Below are 14340 nucleotides of genomic sequence, written 5' to 3'. Positions count from 1 at the left end.
TTTTCGACACTATGGGCTTTATATGTGCGTTCTTGCGATTTCATATCATAGTGCGCATCTTGGCTGTGTTCAACCGATGGAGCATTCAATGCGAGCCGTAGCCTACCAAGTCCCCCAAGCGATCGAAGCAGAAACCTCGCTGGTCGATGTCGACCTGCCGCGCCCGGAGCCCAAGGGCCGGGACATCCTCGTCGAGGTCAAGGCGATCTCGGTCAACCCGGTCGATACCAAGATCCGCCGTGGCGCGACACCCGAAGCGGGCCAGTGGAAGGTGCTCGGCTGGGATGCGGCCGGCATCGTCCGCGCCGTCGGCCCGGACGTGTCCTTCTTCAAGCCCGGCGACGAAGTCTTCTATGCCGGCGCCATCAACCGCTCCGGCACCAATGCAGAGTTTCACCTGGTCGACGAACGTATCGTCGGCCGGAAACCCAAGTCGCTGGATTTTTCCGCCGCGGCCGCCCTGCCGCTGACATCGATCACCGCCTGGGAAATGCTGTTCGATCGCCTTGACGTCACCCGTCCTGTACCGGGCGCTGCCCAAGCGATCGTCATCATCGGCGGTGCCGGCGGCGTCGGCTCGGTTGCCATTCAGATCGCGCGGGCGCTGACAGACCTCACCGTCATCGCCACCGCCTCGCGTCCCGAGACTGTGGAATGGGTGAAGTCACTCGGTGCCCACCATGTCGTCAATCACCGTCAACCGATTGCTGCGCAGATCGAAGCCCTCGGCATCGGCCAGCCCGGCTTCGTGTTTTCGACGACCAATACGGACGATCATATCGGCGAAATCGTCGAGCTGATCGCGCCGCAGGGCCGCTTCGGACTGATCGACGATCCCAAACAGTTGGACGCGCTCCCGCTCAAGCGCAAGAGCATCTCGCTGCACTGGGAGCTGATGTTCACCCGCTCGCTGTTTGCGACCGCCGACATCGACAAGCAGAATGCCCTGTTGAACGACGTGTCCGAACTGGTCGATGCCGGCAAGATCAAGTCCACGCTCAACGAGGATTTCGGAACGATCAATGCGGCAAACCTCAAGCGCGCGCACACGCTGATCGAGTCCGGCAAGGCCAAGGGCAAGATCGTGCTTTCGGGCTTCTAGCCGCGCGGGCGAAAGGGCCTACGCGTCCTGCGCAACGGCATGGTGCCTGTCGCAAAGCCGCCCCGTCGGGGCGGCCATCGCCGGCGCATGTACAAAATCAACCGAGAACACGACGACGAGATGGTCGCGGATACGACACGCGCGCCGCCCGGCGGCCCCATGCCGTGCAACCGGCCGCGCCTCCCTCCGCCCGTCGTCCAAGGAAAAAGATGATGATACAGTCAACGGAGAAGCTCATTTCTCTGGCAATCCTGACGGCCCGGCCCGGCAACCGAGATGCATTGCGTGACGGGCTGCTTGCCCTGGTCGAGCCGACCCGCAAAGAACCCGGCTGCCTCGACTACGTCCTGTTCGAAATGCAGGACGCGCCGGGAACGTTCTACATGCGCGAGGCCTTCACGAGCCGCGCCGCGCTCGACGCGCACTTTGAGACCCCGCATTTCCGAGCCTTCGCTGCGACGGTCGAGAGTTTGCTTGCCCGCCCGCTGCAGCTGGTGTTTCTCGACCAGCTGTCAACCTGAGGAAATCCGGGCTTTCGTCCTTCGTGATGCGCCTTGCCACCCTGGTGGCGGGGCGTTTTCGCTTTCGCGGTAAAACCGGCGAGCACCGCAGTGATTGCCCGTGTGCGAGCGTTCGGATGGCCCAGAAAGGCGTGTCACGCAGCGGTCACGCGCAAAGGGAGAAGAGGCGTGCTACCACAACCATACCCGAAGCGGCGCGAGTGTTTTTCGTCAATCGCCGCATAGTGTGAGTGAGATCATGCAACGCTATCTTTTCCATATCCACCTGGCAGGTATCGCAAGCCGCGACAGCGTCGGCATGCTGCTTGCCGATGACCGTCAGGCAGTCGAGCATGGCCGCCTGGTTGCGGACGAGATCGCCGAAGAGGATGACTACCGCGGCGTCATCGTCGCGGTAGAGAATGCCGAGGGCCGTTTGCTGGCAAGGCTGACGGCTTCCAGGGCCATGCCCCCCTGGCTGATCGCGAGATCAAGGTTCGAGCATGCCTGGGCGGAAATGCGAATTGATTTCAGCAAATTGTAATCTGAAGATTTCAGTACGAACATATTAGACAAACGGCTGGAGCAACCTGCCGGCAAAGAGGAAGAGGCATCGGCGATGCCTCTTCCTTTGATACCATTTCAGAATGTCGCCTTGGCGCTCAGGATGAAGGAGCGGCCAGGCTCGTAGAGCGGCGTGACCGTGCCGAATTCCTGGCCATATGTGGCGCGCTCCGAATAGGTCTCGTCGAAGACGTTCTTGATTTCGGCGCGCAGCGTCAGGTTGCTGTGGCTCGGCGGCTGATATTCGACGAAGGTGTTGAACACCTTGTAGCCTTCGAGCGTCGGCGTTCCAACCACGACATCATCATTGTCGAGCGCGATCTCGACATCGCCGCCGACGGTGACGCCCCAATCGATGAAGCTATGCGCGGCCACCAGCGTGATGAACTGGCCGGCGGGCGCTGCCAGATAGATCCCGGTGTCGGAGTCGGCCGGCTTGCCGTCGATCGAAACATCGATGTTGGCGTACTTGACCTTGAAGTACCCGTCACCCCAGTCATAGCCCGCGCCAAGCTCGAAGCCCTTCGAGCGCACGTCATGGTTCTCGATCGCCCTTACCACCGCGTACTTGGCGGTGCGCGCGTTGTCGATATCGGTGCGGAACAGGCTGCCCTCCACGGTAAAGCCGTCATGCTTGGCGACAAGGCCGAAGGCGTAGTTGTCGGCTTTGCTCGTTTCCGGTCCGTCCCCGTAATTCCATCGCGGGTTCATGATAAAGTTTTCGGCAAGCGGAACACCGGCCCATACGTGGGAGTAGCCTGCTTTCGCCGTCAGCAGGTCCTCGATCAGGTCATATTCGCCGGAGATATTGCCGCTGAAACCGGCATTGTCCCACTTTTCATTTGTCGTGCCGGTGAACCATTGCTGGTCGCCGCGCATGCCGAAGGAAAGACGGGTGCGTTCCCAGGGCTCCAGCCGCGCCTGCGCATAGATGCCGACATTGCGGGCGCGCTCCGTCGAGGCGTCGAAAGGATCTTCGAGATCCGCCTTGTCGTTGTAGAAATCGACGCCCGCGGTGATGCTGCCGAGATCGAAGCCGAACCGGTTTTCGAACTTGCCGTTGAAGCTTCCGGTTTCGCCGGCACCGGGATAGGGAACGGATACCGTGCTTGGCGCCACCGGCCGGGGAAAGATCGGAATCTCGAGCCGGGTCGAGCTGTAGGCCAGCACCACGGTCGGATCCCACCAGCCCTCAGGCGTGCTGTCGGTATAGGAGAAGACCGTGTTCTGCCGGTCGAGCGTATAGTCGCGCACACGCGGTTCCCACGGCGGGCGACCGCTGATGAAGCCGGTATTGGCGCGGAACGGGCGCGGTGCATCGTCATAGACACGCTCGTGGCTGAGCTCGAACCGATCGCCACTCTCAAACTCGTAGGCGACCTTGCCTATGCCGCTCAGCAGATCGGTGCTTGTGCCTTCAACGATGCTGCCGTTTCCAGCTTTGAACTCATCGCCCTTGGCGAAGTTGAAATAGCCTAGAAACTCCAGCCCTTCCTGCATGCCATAGGCGGAAATCCCGGTCTGGAAAACCTTGCCGTTGAAATTGTAGTTGGACGAGACAAACCCACCATATCCGTCGCCGTCGAGCAGGTCGCGGGCGTCCTTCGTCTCATAGGCAATGGCGCCGCCGAGCGCGCCCGGTCCCGCATCCGCCGGCGCAATGCCGGCGTCGACCCGTACCGCTTTCAGCAGGCTCGGATCGATGAGGTTGGTACCGTTGTGATGGAAGACCTTGTTGTTCTGGCGGCCGCCATCCATGGTGACGGCAAGATTGGTTTCCTCGATACCGTGGACATAGACCTTCTGCGACATCGGCAGCGAGCTTCCCACCGAGATGCCGGGCTCTCCGCGAAAGACGTCGGCGATCGTCGCTGGGTTGCGCAGTTCAAGATCTCTCTGGCTGATGACGATTTCACCGACCCCGGTTGCGTTCCCGAACACAGAGATCGGATCAAGCGCCGTGGAGCCATCGGCCGGCACAACCCCCGCACCGCCGCCGGCCGCGCCTGTCCCGATGACAGCCGTCCGGCCGCCAGAGATGCGATGTTCGATACCCGTGCCCGAAAGCAGCCGTGCAAGTGCCTCCTCCGGCGCGTAGGAACCGACAACGGCCTTGGACATGACGCCGCGGGAGACCGAAGCGGCGAGCGTCACCTGCAGGCCCGATTGCCGGCCGAAGACGTTCAGCGCATCGGCAAGCGGTTGGGCAGGCACGTTGAAGCTGCGTGCAGCGCTCGCCTGGGACGTTGCATCCTGCGCAAGTGCCGGGCTCGGCCAAGTCAGCGTCGAGGCCAGGCAGATCGCCATTGCCGTCGTTGCCATCAGCCGTCCGATCGGACGCCCGCCGTCGTCGCCCCACTTCAAACGACGGGATCCCTTGCGGCCTTGCGATATGCACATCGTACTCTCATCTCCTTGAACTGCGCCCCGTTGCCGAGCGCTTTCCAACAAAGACGAGGACCTCCATCTTTTTTCTCAGATAAATTGAATCTTTTTGTCAGGATTTTCAGTATTGCGTCAGGAGGCGACCGTAGGTCGAAAATGTCCGCACGCGGCCGCCATAGGGCTCGACCAGCGCCTTCAAGGCACTGTCCGGATCGTGAAGATCGTAGAGACCGGTGACCTTGAGACTGGCGAGCTTTCGATCCGGCACCGCGATCCACGCCGAATGATAGCGTTGAAGCTGTTCGGCGACCGCACCGATGGAAGCATCCTTGACGAATATCCGTCCGCTGCGCCAGGCGGCGACCTGATCGAGCTGGATGGTATTGCGGGTAACCGCACCGTCATTCCTGTTTACGACAGCCATCTCGCCTGGAAGCAGCCGGAAGTCCGGCGTTTCCCTGGCTTCAGCGACCGACACCTGGACGACGCCTCTTTCCAGCTCGACGATCGTTTCCTCACCCGCAAGCCGGACGTCGAACGCGGTGCCGACGACCAAAACCTCGACACCTCCAGCCTCCACCGTGAAAGGGCGCGCCGGATTGTGGGCGACATCGAAAAACGCTTCGCCGGCAAGCAGGGTGACGTGGCGACCGGCGGCCGTCATTTCGGTCTTGATGGCACTGTCACCGCCAAGCTCGATGACCGTTCCATCCTCCAGCACCACCCTGGCATTCTGGCCGGTGGCGGTGATGTGGTCCGCCTGAAGGCGGATCAGCAGCGACGGGCCTGCAAGGACGAGGAACAGGGTGGCGGCAATGGCAGCGGCGGAGGCGATCACCGGGCGGCGCCAGCGGCGGCCGGTGATCGGAATGACGTTGGCGCGCGGTGCGTCCGCCCACAGTTGCTCATGCACCGGGGCGACTTCCCCCATAAGCTGCCATGTGCGAAGCGCATACTCCCACGCCCGCCGATGATCATCAGAGCGATGCAACCAGCGCTGGAAATCCGCGGCCAGATCGGGACAATTGGGCTCAGCCTTCAACCGCAGAAACCAGTCCATGGCCTCTTCCAGGGTAACAGCTGCGATTTGCTGATCTTGGGTCAATGACATCCTACGCCGGTCTGGCCTCTTCAGAGGCACTTCTACCCGAACAATCCCTCTTTTGACAAAGACGAATGACGCGCTTTTTTTTCTCAGGGAGCGACCACTTTAAGTCGCGTTGACCAGAAGTGCTGTGGCAACCTTCATCATCGCCGCGGTGACGTAGCGATGCGCGCTGGCCGTGGAGATGCCGAGATGGGCTGCTACTTCGTCAAGCGTGTAGCCGCCGAAGCGATGCATCTCGACAGCCACCCTCGCTTCAACCGGCAGTTCGGAGAGGATCTGCGAGATCCGCCTGATGTCGTCGCACAGCAAAGCCGACTGTTCCGGCGTCTGCACGTCGGCAGGAACCGACCAGAATGGGACGTCGTCCTGATGACCGATTGCGGCCACCTTCCGGCGCCTCAAAACGTCGAGCGAAAGGTTCCTGACCGTACGGTAGAGATAGGCGAGGAGCTGGCCCTTCGAAACCGATCGGGTGCTGGAAGGCAGGAACCGAACAAACGCGTCCTGGACGATATCTTCGGCAGCATCGCGCGAACCGAGCAGACGAACCGCATAGGCGATGAGCGCCGGACGGTGGGCAAGAAAGATATCGACGCGCGTTTCGGATTGGGTCTCGGTCGTCATGGGATCCTGGCCGGGAACGGGTTCGTCCGCGCGTGGTGCTTTGCGCGAACGGGCGTAAAATTGAAAACATGCCTATAATAGTCAAGTTTAAAATTCGACCGAACACCAACTTTTGCCGCGGAAGAAGGCGAGTGTGTCTCAATCGCCGCCATGATCGACGGGGGGTGCCCTTGCACCCGCGAGGTGACGTGAGCGGCGCAAGGCCGCCCAGTTCAAGAGATGCCGGATGACTATCACCACAACCAACGGGCATCACCAACCACCGGTGGCCATGGCGTTCCGGCACGTCTGAAGAGGCTACATCAGGCCATCACCGCAACCTGGACATCGAACCGGCATGGCGCCGCTGCGTGAGGCCAGACACGCCTCCAGCCGGAAGCAGCAGACCACGAACGCGGTACAGTCGCGGCATGACATGTGACGATTGGCCCGGGTGGGGAATGGACGGACGTGGCCGGTGTCGGCCGCAGGAGACTAAGTGGGCAGTTGATCGCCGGCGCCCTGCCAGAGAGAACAGCACGTTCCGACGACAATAGCTTACGGCCAACATGCGGTTGCCGGATATGGCCGTGCCGCTGTTTGCAGACTGCGGGACTAGCCGCCCATAACCTTCCGCATGGTGTCGTCGCGGACGACAGCCTCGGAAGTGCCACTAAAGACGAGAACCTTCTTCGCCGCGTCTTCGGCGAGTGTCTCCCAGCTGTTTCTGATCGTCGTCGCCATCTGGATCCAGGATCGGTCGACGCTGTTCTCCTCGAGCGCCAAGATCAGCGCGTCCATCCGCTCCACGCACTCGTCAATGTTCACATGCAGCCGGGAAGCCTGGTCGAGCGTGATGCCCGGATGCTGCAGCAGCCTCGGAATGGTTGTCGCTGCCTTTTTGACGAGTTCGTCTTCTTCGATCAGCGATCGCTGCCACGCCTCACACATAGCTGCCCCCATCCTGTCCTTGAGCGACAGGATCGGTGCGCGCCCCGCAACGGTCAACTAAGCAAAACGGGCATGGCTGCGGCAATGCATCCGTCATCCGGACAGACGCGTAGTCCTTCTGGACGTACTACACGCTGCAAGGGTTCGGCATTGAGCAAAAGGTGGAGATCGCAAGCCCTTGCCGCCACCTGTCCTCGCCCGCCGGCTCACTCGCCGTCACATCGATCCATCTGCACGCCGCTGTGCAAATCGACAGCTATCGCAGAGACGTCACCGCACTGGGCCGCTCGCCGGCGCCGCATCAAACGATGGTGATCTGGTTGCGGCCGTTGCGCTTGGATTGGTAGAGGCCATCGTCGGCCCGCCGCAAAATATCGCCGATGCTGGCGTCGGACCGGGAAATTTCAGTGAGCCCACCGCTAATCGTGGAGAAAAGCGCCAGCTTGCTCTGCAGCTCCAGTGAGATCTGCTCACGCAACTCATTGGCAATGAGGTCACCTTCGCCGCTTGTCGTTGCCGGCATCAAAACCACGAACTCGTCGCCGCCCAGGCGCGCCAGGACATCGCCGGACCGCAATGCGCGTCGGCAGACAGTTGCAATCGTCGCCAGCAGCTCGTCGCCGACGGAATGCCCCAGCTCGTCATTGACCGCCTTGAAGTTGTCGACGTCGAACATCAGAAGGGATGTTGGCGTGCGGCTGCTGGAGGAGAGATCGAACTCGACTGCAAGCACATCGAGCAGCTTTCGGCGATTGTAGAGCCCGGTCAGCGGATCGGTTTCGCTTTGCAGGCGCAGTTGATGCTCGACGGCATTCTTTTCCGTGATGTTGCTGGCAACCCAGACCACCGCGTCTTCGTCGTCGACGGGGAAATCGAGGGCCTGCACCCGTCCTTCAAACCAGATCGGGTGGTCGGGGCCGGCTTCCTCCAGGCCCTTAACGTCGCTGCCGGCGAGACTGTATTCGACGATGTGCAACGCCCGCGAAGAAAGCGCCTTCTCGATCTCCAAAGCAAACCAGCGCGCCTTGTCATGGGCCAAGACGTCGAAGACACTCTGACCGACAAGATTGCTTCCGTCGTGATAGTAGCGGTGATCCGATCCGCCAAACAGGGCGGCATAGCGCCCACTGCGCGTCAGGATGAAAGCGGGATCGGGCAGCGCCGCCAGGATGAGATTGAGTTGATCGAGCGAGAACCGCACCGCGTTTTTCACGGGTGCATCCGCGCCGGCACGACTAGGCGGTACGCTCATGACGATGGTATCCAGGCATTGACTTCTTCCCTTGTCTCTTCTGCCCATAAACGAAAGGGCAGGCTGCACGGACTTGGCTCAAGGCGATGCTGTCGCAAAAATCCTTCGAAATATTCAATTTTTCTAAGCTACATCCATCAGCGTTCTCGTGAGGCTCGGAGCCATTCGAACCGCAAGTGCGAATGCCGCGTTCGACAGCGGGTAGCCTCTTGGCTTATGCACCAGGCTCCGATGTCGGCGGAGGGCATTATGCCAACAGATGATCTGCTCCAGAAATCGCAGCGCCCTTTGCCGCCGCTAAACGCGCTGCGGGCCTTCGATGCGCTCGCCCGCTGCGGCAGCCTGCGCGCGGCCGCGATCGAGCTCGGTGTCGTGCCCGGTGCCGTACGCCAGCAGCTTGCAAGCCTTGAGGAACATTTCGGTTTTGCACTGCTCGATCGCGAAAGCGGACGGGTGACGCTCAATCCGGCCGGGCAAAGGCTCGCCGATGCCGTCGGCGTCGCCTTTGCCATCGTGTCTCGGGCCGCGGAGGAGATTTCGTCGAACGGTAGCACGGTCCGGCTGCGGCTCGGTGTTCCAATGCCGATGGCATCCGCATGGCTGATGCCGCGTCTGGCGGCACTGTCGAGCGCCGTTCCTGGGCTCGAGGTCGACATCATCCCGGTTGCCGTCACCCAGTCGCTGACCGACATGCCCGAAATCGACGCCCTGATCGTCGGCGGAGAGTACCGGCCGCTCCCCGACATAACGGCGGTCGCCTTCATGGCCGATCGGTTCGGCCCGGTGCTTGCAGCCGGACAACCATCGCGCGTCGATCTGGCAGACATGACGGCGCTGATCGCCCGCAACGTGCCGTATCTCTGGGACGACTGGTTTCGCGAAAGCGGCAATCCACCCATCCGCTTTCGCAAGCGCATCGAGGTGGACGACCTGACGCTGGCCCTCAGTGCCGCCCGCAGCGGGCTCGGCGTCACCATCGCGCCGGCGGCATCGATCGAGGCTGAGCTTTTCTCCGGCGCGCTCGATGCGCCCTTTGGTTTCGTTAGCCGACCGACCGGCTATCGTTTCTGCTGTCGCATCGCCGACAGGGATCGCAAGCCGATCGCAGCGCTTCGGGCCTGGCTTCTCGCAGAGGGGCAGAACCTGGAAGGAAAACTACCCTCCGCCGCAGTTTAATGTCTCTGCCCGAGGGCATGTTGCCCGGACTATGCTGCCGGCACCACAGACAGACAGTCAGGACCCTCACCATGACCACTCCCAGCCATCCGTCCCGCATCGAGTGGGTTGGGCAAAGCTGCGCCCTGCTGCGCACCATTGCCGCCGAGTTCGAGACGACGCGCCCGTTCAACGGCCTGACCATCGGAACGGCGATCCATCTGGAGCCGAAGACGGTGGCGCTGCTGATGACACTCAAGGCCGGCGGCGCCAAACTCGTGGCGACCGGCAATCTAAACAGCACCCAGCCGGCGACAGTCGATTATCTGAGACGTGAGGGCATCACCGTCATCGGCGGGCAGACCACCGATGCGGCCGCGCATTCCGGCTTCATCAACGAACTGCTCGATCATCAGCCCGACCTGCTGCTTGACAATGGCGGCGACCTTTTCGCCCGGTTCGCCGAACGGCCCTACGCGACATTGCTCGGTGGTACGGAAGAGACCACTTCCGGGCGAGCCCGGCTACGGCCGATGCGCGACGCGATCGGCCTGCCCGTGCTGGTGATCAACGACAGCCCCATCAAGCAGTTCGCGGAAAACCGCCATGCAGTTGGCCAAAGCCTGTTCGAAAGCTACATGCGGTTCACAAATCGCTCGACCAATGGCAAACGGGTGACCGTTTTCGGTTATGGCGCCTGCGGCAAGGGCACCGCTGCCTGCTTTCGCAATGCCTACAGCGCGGTCAGCGTCGTCGACATCGACCCGGTCGCCGCACTCGAAGCCCATCTCGACGGCTTCTCGACCCCAAGGCGCGACGACGCCATACGCTCGGCCGACGTCATCGTCACGGTTACGGGCTCCGCGAACATCCTGACGGCCTGCGACCTCGCGGCGTTCAAGAACGGCGTCATTCTCCTCAACGGTGGGCATTTCCCGCACGAGATCGACATCGCCGGCATGCGCGCCGACACCGCGGTGGTGTCGGCGGAAAACTACCTCGATGAAGGTATCGAGACGCTCGCCCTTGCCGATGGACGGCGCGTCCACAGTCTCGGCGCAGGCCACATGGCCAATCTTGCCGGGCCAAGGGCCCTTGGCAATTCGGTCGAATCCATGGATCTCGGCTTTGCGCTCCAGGCCCGCTGCCTGGAGCGGGTGGCGAGCCGGACGCTCGACGCTTCGATGTGCGTCGTGCCGGTCCCCGGCGACATCGACGCCATGGTCGCATCCGCCTATCTCGAACTGAACCGCTGAGGGAACGGACACATGCTGCACTGGGGAATTCTTGGAACGAGCTTCATTTCCGACACCATGGCCGAGGCCATCACCGCAAGCGACGGTTCGCGCATCGAGGCAGTGGCGGGCCGCGATGGGTTGCGTCTTTCCGACTTTGCCGCCCGGCACGGTATTGCCAAGCACTATTCCGGCTACGACGCCCTGCTCGACGACCCTGCCATCGATGTCGTCTATGTCGGCCTGCCCAACAACTTGCACCATGAGGCGGTGATCCGCGCTGCGGCAAAGGGCAAGGCCGTGTTGTCGGAGAAGTCGCTGACCACGACGATGGTCGAAGCAGACGCTCTGGCACAGGCGGTGCGCGACAGAGGCATCTTCTTTCTCGAAGGCCTGATGTATCTCTGCCATCCGTTGATGGCCAAGGCCGGCGAAATCCTGTGCTCCGGTCGGCTCGGTGCGATCCGGTCGGTTTCGGGGCTATACGCCGCCGACATCTGGAAATTCGTCAACCCGATGGGCAAAGGCACGATCTTCAATCTCGGCTGCTACCCGGCTTCGCTGCTGCATTACGTGATCCAGACGGCCTGCGGGCCGGATGCCTTTTCAACCCGGGTGACCAGCGCTTTCGGCAACGTCTCGCCGCATGACGGCAACATCTGCGATGCAAGCCTTTCGGTCCGTTTCGACAACGGCGTTCTCGCCACGCTGCAATCGACCGACAGCTTCGGCATGTCTTTCGCGTTCTCCATCCACGGGGAGCGCGGCAGCCTGCGGTTTCTCACCAACCCATGGCTGCCGGTGGCGGGCGAAAACCGGATGGAGCTTTGCGAATATGGTCATCCGGCAGAAGAGATCGTCGTGCTTTCCGATCACGACGCCTTCGGCCATCAGGTGAAGCTGGTCGAGAGCTGCCTGAAGGCGGGCGTGAAGGAAGCGCCGCGCCCGGCGCCACGCCTGTCCGATTCGCTAGAGATCATGTCGCTGCTGTCGGCTTGGGATGAGCAGGCACGAATGTCAGACGGCAGAAACAACCCGCAACGCTCCTTCTGATCAGGTCGGAGCTACTTAGTCTGCCCATTTTCAGCAACCCAGGCCAGGCACCAGGCGACGCCACCAAAAATGAATGCGGGCCTACCTTGCGGACCGTTTCAAACGTCATGGTTTGTGCGTAACAATTGCGAACCGCGCGAGGGGCGCGCGGGTTTCTTGGGGGACTTATGAAGAGAATGTTGCTCACCGCGGCGCTGTTTCTCGGCGCGGCCGCGGCCGGGAACGCCCAGACCGTCAACGCCGGCAAGTACACCGTCGAAGGCACGAACCTGGACGGTTCCAGCTATTCCGGAACCGCGGAAATCACGCTTGCCAGCGAAACCACCTGCGTCATCGAATGGGACACGGCCGGCGTGAAATCCACCGGCGTCTGCATGCTGAACGGCGATGCCTTTGCCGCGGCCTATGTGCTCGGTGATGCCCTTGGCCTCATCGTCTACAAGGTCAACGGCGACGGCTCGCTGGACGGCACCTGGACGATCACCGGCAAGGATGGAAGCGGGACTGAAACGCTGACCGAAGCGAAGTAGCCTTCACGGCGGGATGGCCGTGTGTCGAACGAGCGATGACAGCATCTTCGACACTCAAGCAAACGCGTGCGGCGGGCAAATCCCCGCCACACGCGTTTTGGCGAGACGCTCAGGAGAGTTCCACCTTCGCGGTCTTCTCCCTGTACGCCTCCTTCGGATCGCTGCCGAGAAGCAGCTTGATGCCGGCAAACAGGCTGGTCTCGTTGAGCCAGATTTCGGCTTCGCTCGGCTCGAAACGCAAAAGCGCGAGTTCGGGATCGTCCTTGCCACCCTCGTACCAGGCGGCGACAAACTGGTTCCACAGCCGGTCGATCACGGCGCGGTCGTTGTCGAGGCGAAGCGTGCCGTGAGCGGTCGCAAACAGCTCGTGATCCTTCGACGCGAAGGCGAACATGGCGGGCGTGTCCGTGTGCACATTCTGTGCGACGGCTGCACTGCGAACGGTGAAGAACCAGATCGGACCGTGCTCGCCCTCGACCTGTGCGGTCATCGGACGCGTGTGCCCATGCTCCGTTTCAGGCAAACCAAGCATCACGGTCATGTCCGATTTCAACGTTTTCCAGAATTTTCTTTTGAGCTCTTCGGGGCTTGCCAATGTCCTATCTCCTTGACGGTTCGGCGCGCCGGCACGGCTCATCTTAGAGGATGACCTCCGGGGCAGACGTGAACGGCGTGAAACAAAAAACAGGGGCCGACCGATCGGCCGGCCACCTGGCGTTCCCATGCTGGCGTGCAGCTAGCGGTTGGCGTAGCGTGCCCGCTGTTCTTCGACCTGCGTGGGGCTATAGGGATCGAGGCTCTCGTCGAACCTGCTCCAGCCTTCCGCGCGGTAAGCCGAACGGCGGTCTTCGAGATCGACCCAGTTGGAGCGCTTGAGGATGGCCTCTGCCTGCGCAACGTCATCGTCTGCGACTCGCGCCGTCACCAAGGTGCCGCCACGGCGAACGCCCTCGGCGTAGACGTGGGCGTCTTCTTCCGGCACGCCGGAATCGGTCAACGCACCGATGATGCCGCCGACCGCGCCTCCGGCAACGGCACCGGCGGCAGCGCCTGCAGCCGTCGCCGCCAGCCAGCCGGCCGCCACGACCGGACCGACGCCTGGGATCGCCAGCAGACCGAGGCCGGTCAGAAGACCGCCTGCGCCGCCGACGGCAGCGCCGAGCCCGGCGCCAGTTCCGGCACCCGTTGCAGCGCCTTCGGCATCATCAACCTTGTATCGACCCTCGGCATTGCTTGCGACCATGCTGACGTCATCATCGGGGATGCCGAATGCCTTCAGTTCGCGCACGGCCTGCGAAGCCTGGTCATAGGTGTCGAACAGTCCTGAAACAGTTTTCATATCGATTTGTCCTTGAATGGGTTTGCTGATCTTCCGGCCAACATCAGTTGGCGACGATGTTGCCCTGGTAGTCGAGTGCGACGTTCACGGGCTTTCCGTCCTTGGTGGCAGCCGCCTGCCAGATGCCCTTGTCGTCGAGCTTCAATCCGCTGACGGCGGTGTAGCCGCCTTCCTGCAGCCGGGCGCGCGCCTGCTCTTCGGTGAAGCTGTTGGCGCCGGCCACCGGTGCAGTCGGATTTGTGGTATCGGGCGTCGCTACAGCGGGGGTTTCGGCCTCGGGTGAAGGCGTCGGCGTTTGGGCGTATGCACTAAGCGCACCTGCCATCAGAAAGGCCGTCGCGGCGATCATTTTTTTCATCGTTGTCTCCTTGGTCGGTCATTGATCGATGCTGGGACAACGCGGGTGATTGGCGATGGTTCCTGCTTCACCGCAGAAGAAAATGAATATTATCCAATCAACTGAATATGTTACCTGCGCCCAACAGGACATCGACCGGGCGCGATGAAGCCCGCCGGTTTCACGACAGCGCCCAGCCAAACGCTTGTCGCGCCCGAAGGTTCAG

The 14340-nt window shown here is 61.9% G+C and carries 15 protein-coding genes; 7 read left to right on the top strand and 8 right to left on the bottom strand.

The genetic code is table 11. The annotated features are described in order from the left end of the window. Positions 1–88: 88 nt before the first annotated feature. The 3 genes from AC1Q80_RS16405 to AC1Q80_RS16395 all read left to right on the top strand — a co-directional run bounded on the left by AC1Q80_RS16405 (position 89) and on the right by AC1Q80_RS16395 (position 2146). Complete coding sequence (locus AC1Q80_RS16405) at positions 89–1102, top strand: zinc-binding alcohol dehydrogenase family protein (RefSeq protein ID WP_492361132.1); 1014 nt, start codon at positions 89–91, stop codon at positions 1100–1102. Positions 1103–1311: 209 nt separating this feature from the next. After that, positions 1312–1623, top strand: coding sequence for a putative quinol monooxygenase (locus AC1Q80_RS16400; protein ID WP_492361131.1), 312 nt, complete (start codon positions 1312–1314; stop codon positions 1621–1623). Between the two features lie 238 nt (positions 1624–1861). Continuing rightward, complete coding sequence (locus AC1Q80_RS16395) at positions 1862–2146, top strand: DUF6894 family protein (protein WP_492361130.1); 285 nt, start codon at positions 1862–1864, stop codon at positions 2144–2146. A gap of 98 nt (positions 2147–2244) precedes the next feature. On the opposite strand, the gene AC1Q80_RS16390 is transcribed toward AC1Q80_RS16395, so the two are convergent. From AC1Q80_RS16390 to AC1Q80_RS16370, 5 genes are all read right to left on the bottom strand, one after another. Further along, positions 2245–4566: a TonB-dependent receptor gene (locus tag AC1Q80_RS16390; protein ID WP_492361129.1), complete on the bottom strand. Its 2322-nt coding sequence runs from the start codon at positions 4564–4566 to the stop codon at positions 2245–2247. A 106-nt stretch (positions 4567–4672) separates the two neighbouring features. Beyond that, positions 4673–5611, bottom strand: coding sequence for a FecR family protein (locus tag AC1Q80_RS16385; RefSeq protein WP_492361128.1), 939 nt, complete (start codon positions 5609–5611; stop codon positions 4673–4675). A 150-nt stretch (positions 5612–5761) separates the two neighbouring features. After that, entirely contained in the window at positions 5762–6283 is a 522-nt protein-coding gene (locus AC1Q80_RS16380; protein ID WP_173421523.1) for an RNA polymerase sigma factor, read from the bottom strand. Between the two features lie 594 nt (positions 6284–6877). Further along, complete coding sequence (locus tag AC1Q80_RS16375; RefSeq protein WP_173421522.1) at positions 6878–7213, bottom strand: hypothetical protein; 336 nt, start codon at positions 7211–7213, stop codon at positions 6878–6880. 301 nt (positions 7214–7514) lie between these two features. Beyond that, a complete protein-coding gene (locus AC1Q80_RS16370) occupies positions 7515–8465 on the bottom strand; it encodes a GGDEF domain-containing protein (RefSeq protein ID WP_492361127.1) in 951 nt (316 codons plus the stop codon). 249 nt (positions 8466–8714) lie between these two features. Between AC1Q80_RS16370 and AC1Q80_RS16365 the strand changes: the two genes are divergently transcribed. The 4 genes from AC1Q80_RS16365 (at position 8715) to AC1Q80_RS16350 (ending at position 12438) form a co-directional block, all read left to right on the top strand. Then, a complete protein-coding gene (locus tag AC1Q80_RS16365) occupies positions 8715–9641 on the top strand; it encodes a LysR substrate-binding domain-containing protein (protein ID WP_492361126.1) in 927 nt (308 codons plus the stop codon). A 71-nt stretch (positions 9642–9712) separates the two neighbouring features. Beyond that, positions 9713–10876 carry an adenosylhomocysteinase gene (locus AC1Q80_RS16360; RefSeq protein ID WP_492361125.1) on the top strand — a complete coding sequence of 388 codons (1164 nt, stop codon included), beginning with the start codon at positions 9713–9715 and terminating at the stop codon, positions 10874–10876. 12 nt (positions 10877–10888) lie between these two features. Further along, a complete protein-coding gene (locus AC1Q80_RS16355; protein ID WP_492361124.1) occupies positions 10889–11908 on the top strand; it encodes a Gfo/Idh/MocA family protein in 1020 nt (339 codons plus the stop codon). Positions 11909–12075: 167 nt separating this feature from the next. Then, positions 12076–12438: a hypothetical protein gene (locus AC1Q80_RS16350; RefSeq protein WP_173421517.1), complete on the top strand. Its 363-nt coding sequence runs from the start codon at positions 12076–12078 to the stop codon at positions 12436–12438. 109 nt (positions 12439–12547) lie between these two features. Here AC1Q80_RS16350 and AC1Q80_RS16345 read toward each other — a convergent pair whose 3' ends face one another. The 3 genes from AC1Q80_RS16345 to AC1Q80_RS16335 form a co-directional block, all read right to left on the bottom strand. After that, positions 12548–13075, bottom strand: coding sequence for a pyridoxamine 5'-phosphate oxidase family protein (locus AC1Q80_RS16345; protein WP_282438136.1), 528 nt, complete (start codon positions 13073–13075; stop codon positions 12548–12550). A gap of 99 nt (positions 13076–13174) precedes the next feature. Next, positions 13175–13777, bottom strand: coding sequence for a hypothetical protein (locus AC1Q80_RS16340; RefSeq protein WP_173421515.1), 603 nt, complete (start codon positions 13775–13777; stop codon positions 13175–13177). Positions 13778–13820: 43 nt separating this feature from the next. Next, on the bottom strand, positions 13821–14135 hold the full coding sequence (locus AC1Q80_RS16335; protein WP_492361123.1) for a PepSY domain-containing protein: 315 nt from the start codon (positions 14133–14135) through the stop codon (positions 13821–13823). Positions 14136–14340 lie beyond the last annotated feature (205 nt).

Source organism: Ensifer sp. GW823-FHT05D09, assembly GCF_058795755.1.
This window is presented reverse-complemented; position numbering and strand designations above follow the sequence as displayed.

Excerpts from the sequence above, each read along its gene's own strand:
- AC1Q80_RS16405 (WP_492361132.1), top strand. The coding sequence starts at position 89 with ATGCGAGCCGTAGCCTACCAAGTCCCCCAAGCGATCGAAGCAGAAACC.
- AC1Q80_RS16400 (WP_492361131.1), top strand. The coding sequence starts at position 1,312 with ATGATGATACAGTCAACGGAGAAGCTCATTTCTCTGGCAATCCTGACG.
- AC1Q80_RS16395 (WP_492361130.1), top strand. The coding sequence starts at position 1,862 with ATGCAACGCTATCTTTTCCATATCCACCTGGCAGGTATCGCAAGCCGC.
- AC1Q80_RS16390 (WP_492361129.1), bottom strand. The coding sequence starts at position 4,566 with ATGTGCATATCGCAAGGCCGCAAGGGATCCCGTCGTTTGAAGTGGGGC.
- AC1Q80_RS16385 (WP_492361128.1), bottom strand. The coding sequence starts at position 5,611 with ATGGACTGGTTTCTGCGGTTGAAGGCTGAGCCCAATTGTCCCGATCTG.
- AC1Q80_RS16380 (WP_173421523.1), bottom strand. The coding sequence starts at position 6,283 with ATGACGACCGAGACCCAATCCGAAACGCGCGTCGATATCTTTCTTGCC.
- AC1Q80_RS16375 (WP_173421522.1), bottom strand. The coding sequence starts at position 7,213 with ATGTGTGAGGCGTGGCAGCGATCGCTGATCGAAGAAGACGAACTCGTC.
- AC1Q80_RS16370 (WP_492361127.1), bottom strand. The coding sequence starts at position 8,465 with ATGAGCGTACCGCCTAGTCGTGCCGGCGCGGATGCACCCGTGAAAAAC.
- AC1Q80_RS16365 (WP_492361126.1), top strand. The coding sequence starts at position 8,715 with ATGCCAACAGATGATCTGCTCCAGAAATCGCAGCGCCCTTTGCCGCCG.
- AC1Q80_RS16360 (WP_492361125.1), top strand. The coding sequence starts at position 9,713 with ATGACCACTCCCAGCCATCCGTCCCGCATCGAGTGGGTTGGGCAAAGC.
- AC1Q80_RS16355 (WP_492361124.1), top strand. The coding sequence starts at position 10,889 with ATGCTGCACTGGGGAATTCTTGGAACGAGCTTCATTTCCGACACCATG.
- AC1Q80_RS16350 (WP_173421517.1), top strand. The coding sequence starts at position 12,076 with ATGAAGAGAATGTTGCTCACCGCGGCGCTGTTTCTCGGCGCGGCCGCG.
- AC1Q80_RS16345 (WP_282438136.1), bottom strand. The coding sequence starts at position 13,075 with ATGAGCCGTGCCGGCGCGCCGAACCGTCAAGGAGATAGGACATTGGCA.
- AC1Q80_RS16340 (WP_173421515.1), bottom strand. The coding sequence starts at position 13,777 with ATGAAAACTGTTTCAGGACTGTTCGACACCTATGACCAGGCTTCGCAG.
- AC1Q80_RS16335 (WP_492361123.1), bottom strand. The coding sequence starts at position 14,135 with ATGAAAAAAATGATCGCCGCGACGGCCTTTCTGATGGCAGGTGCGCTT.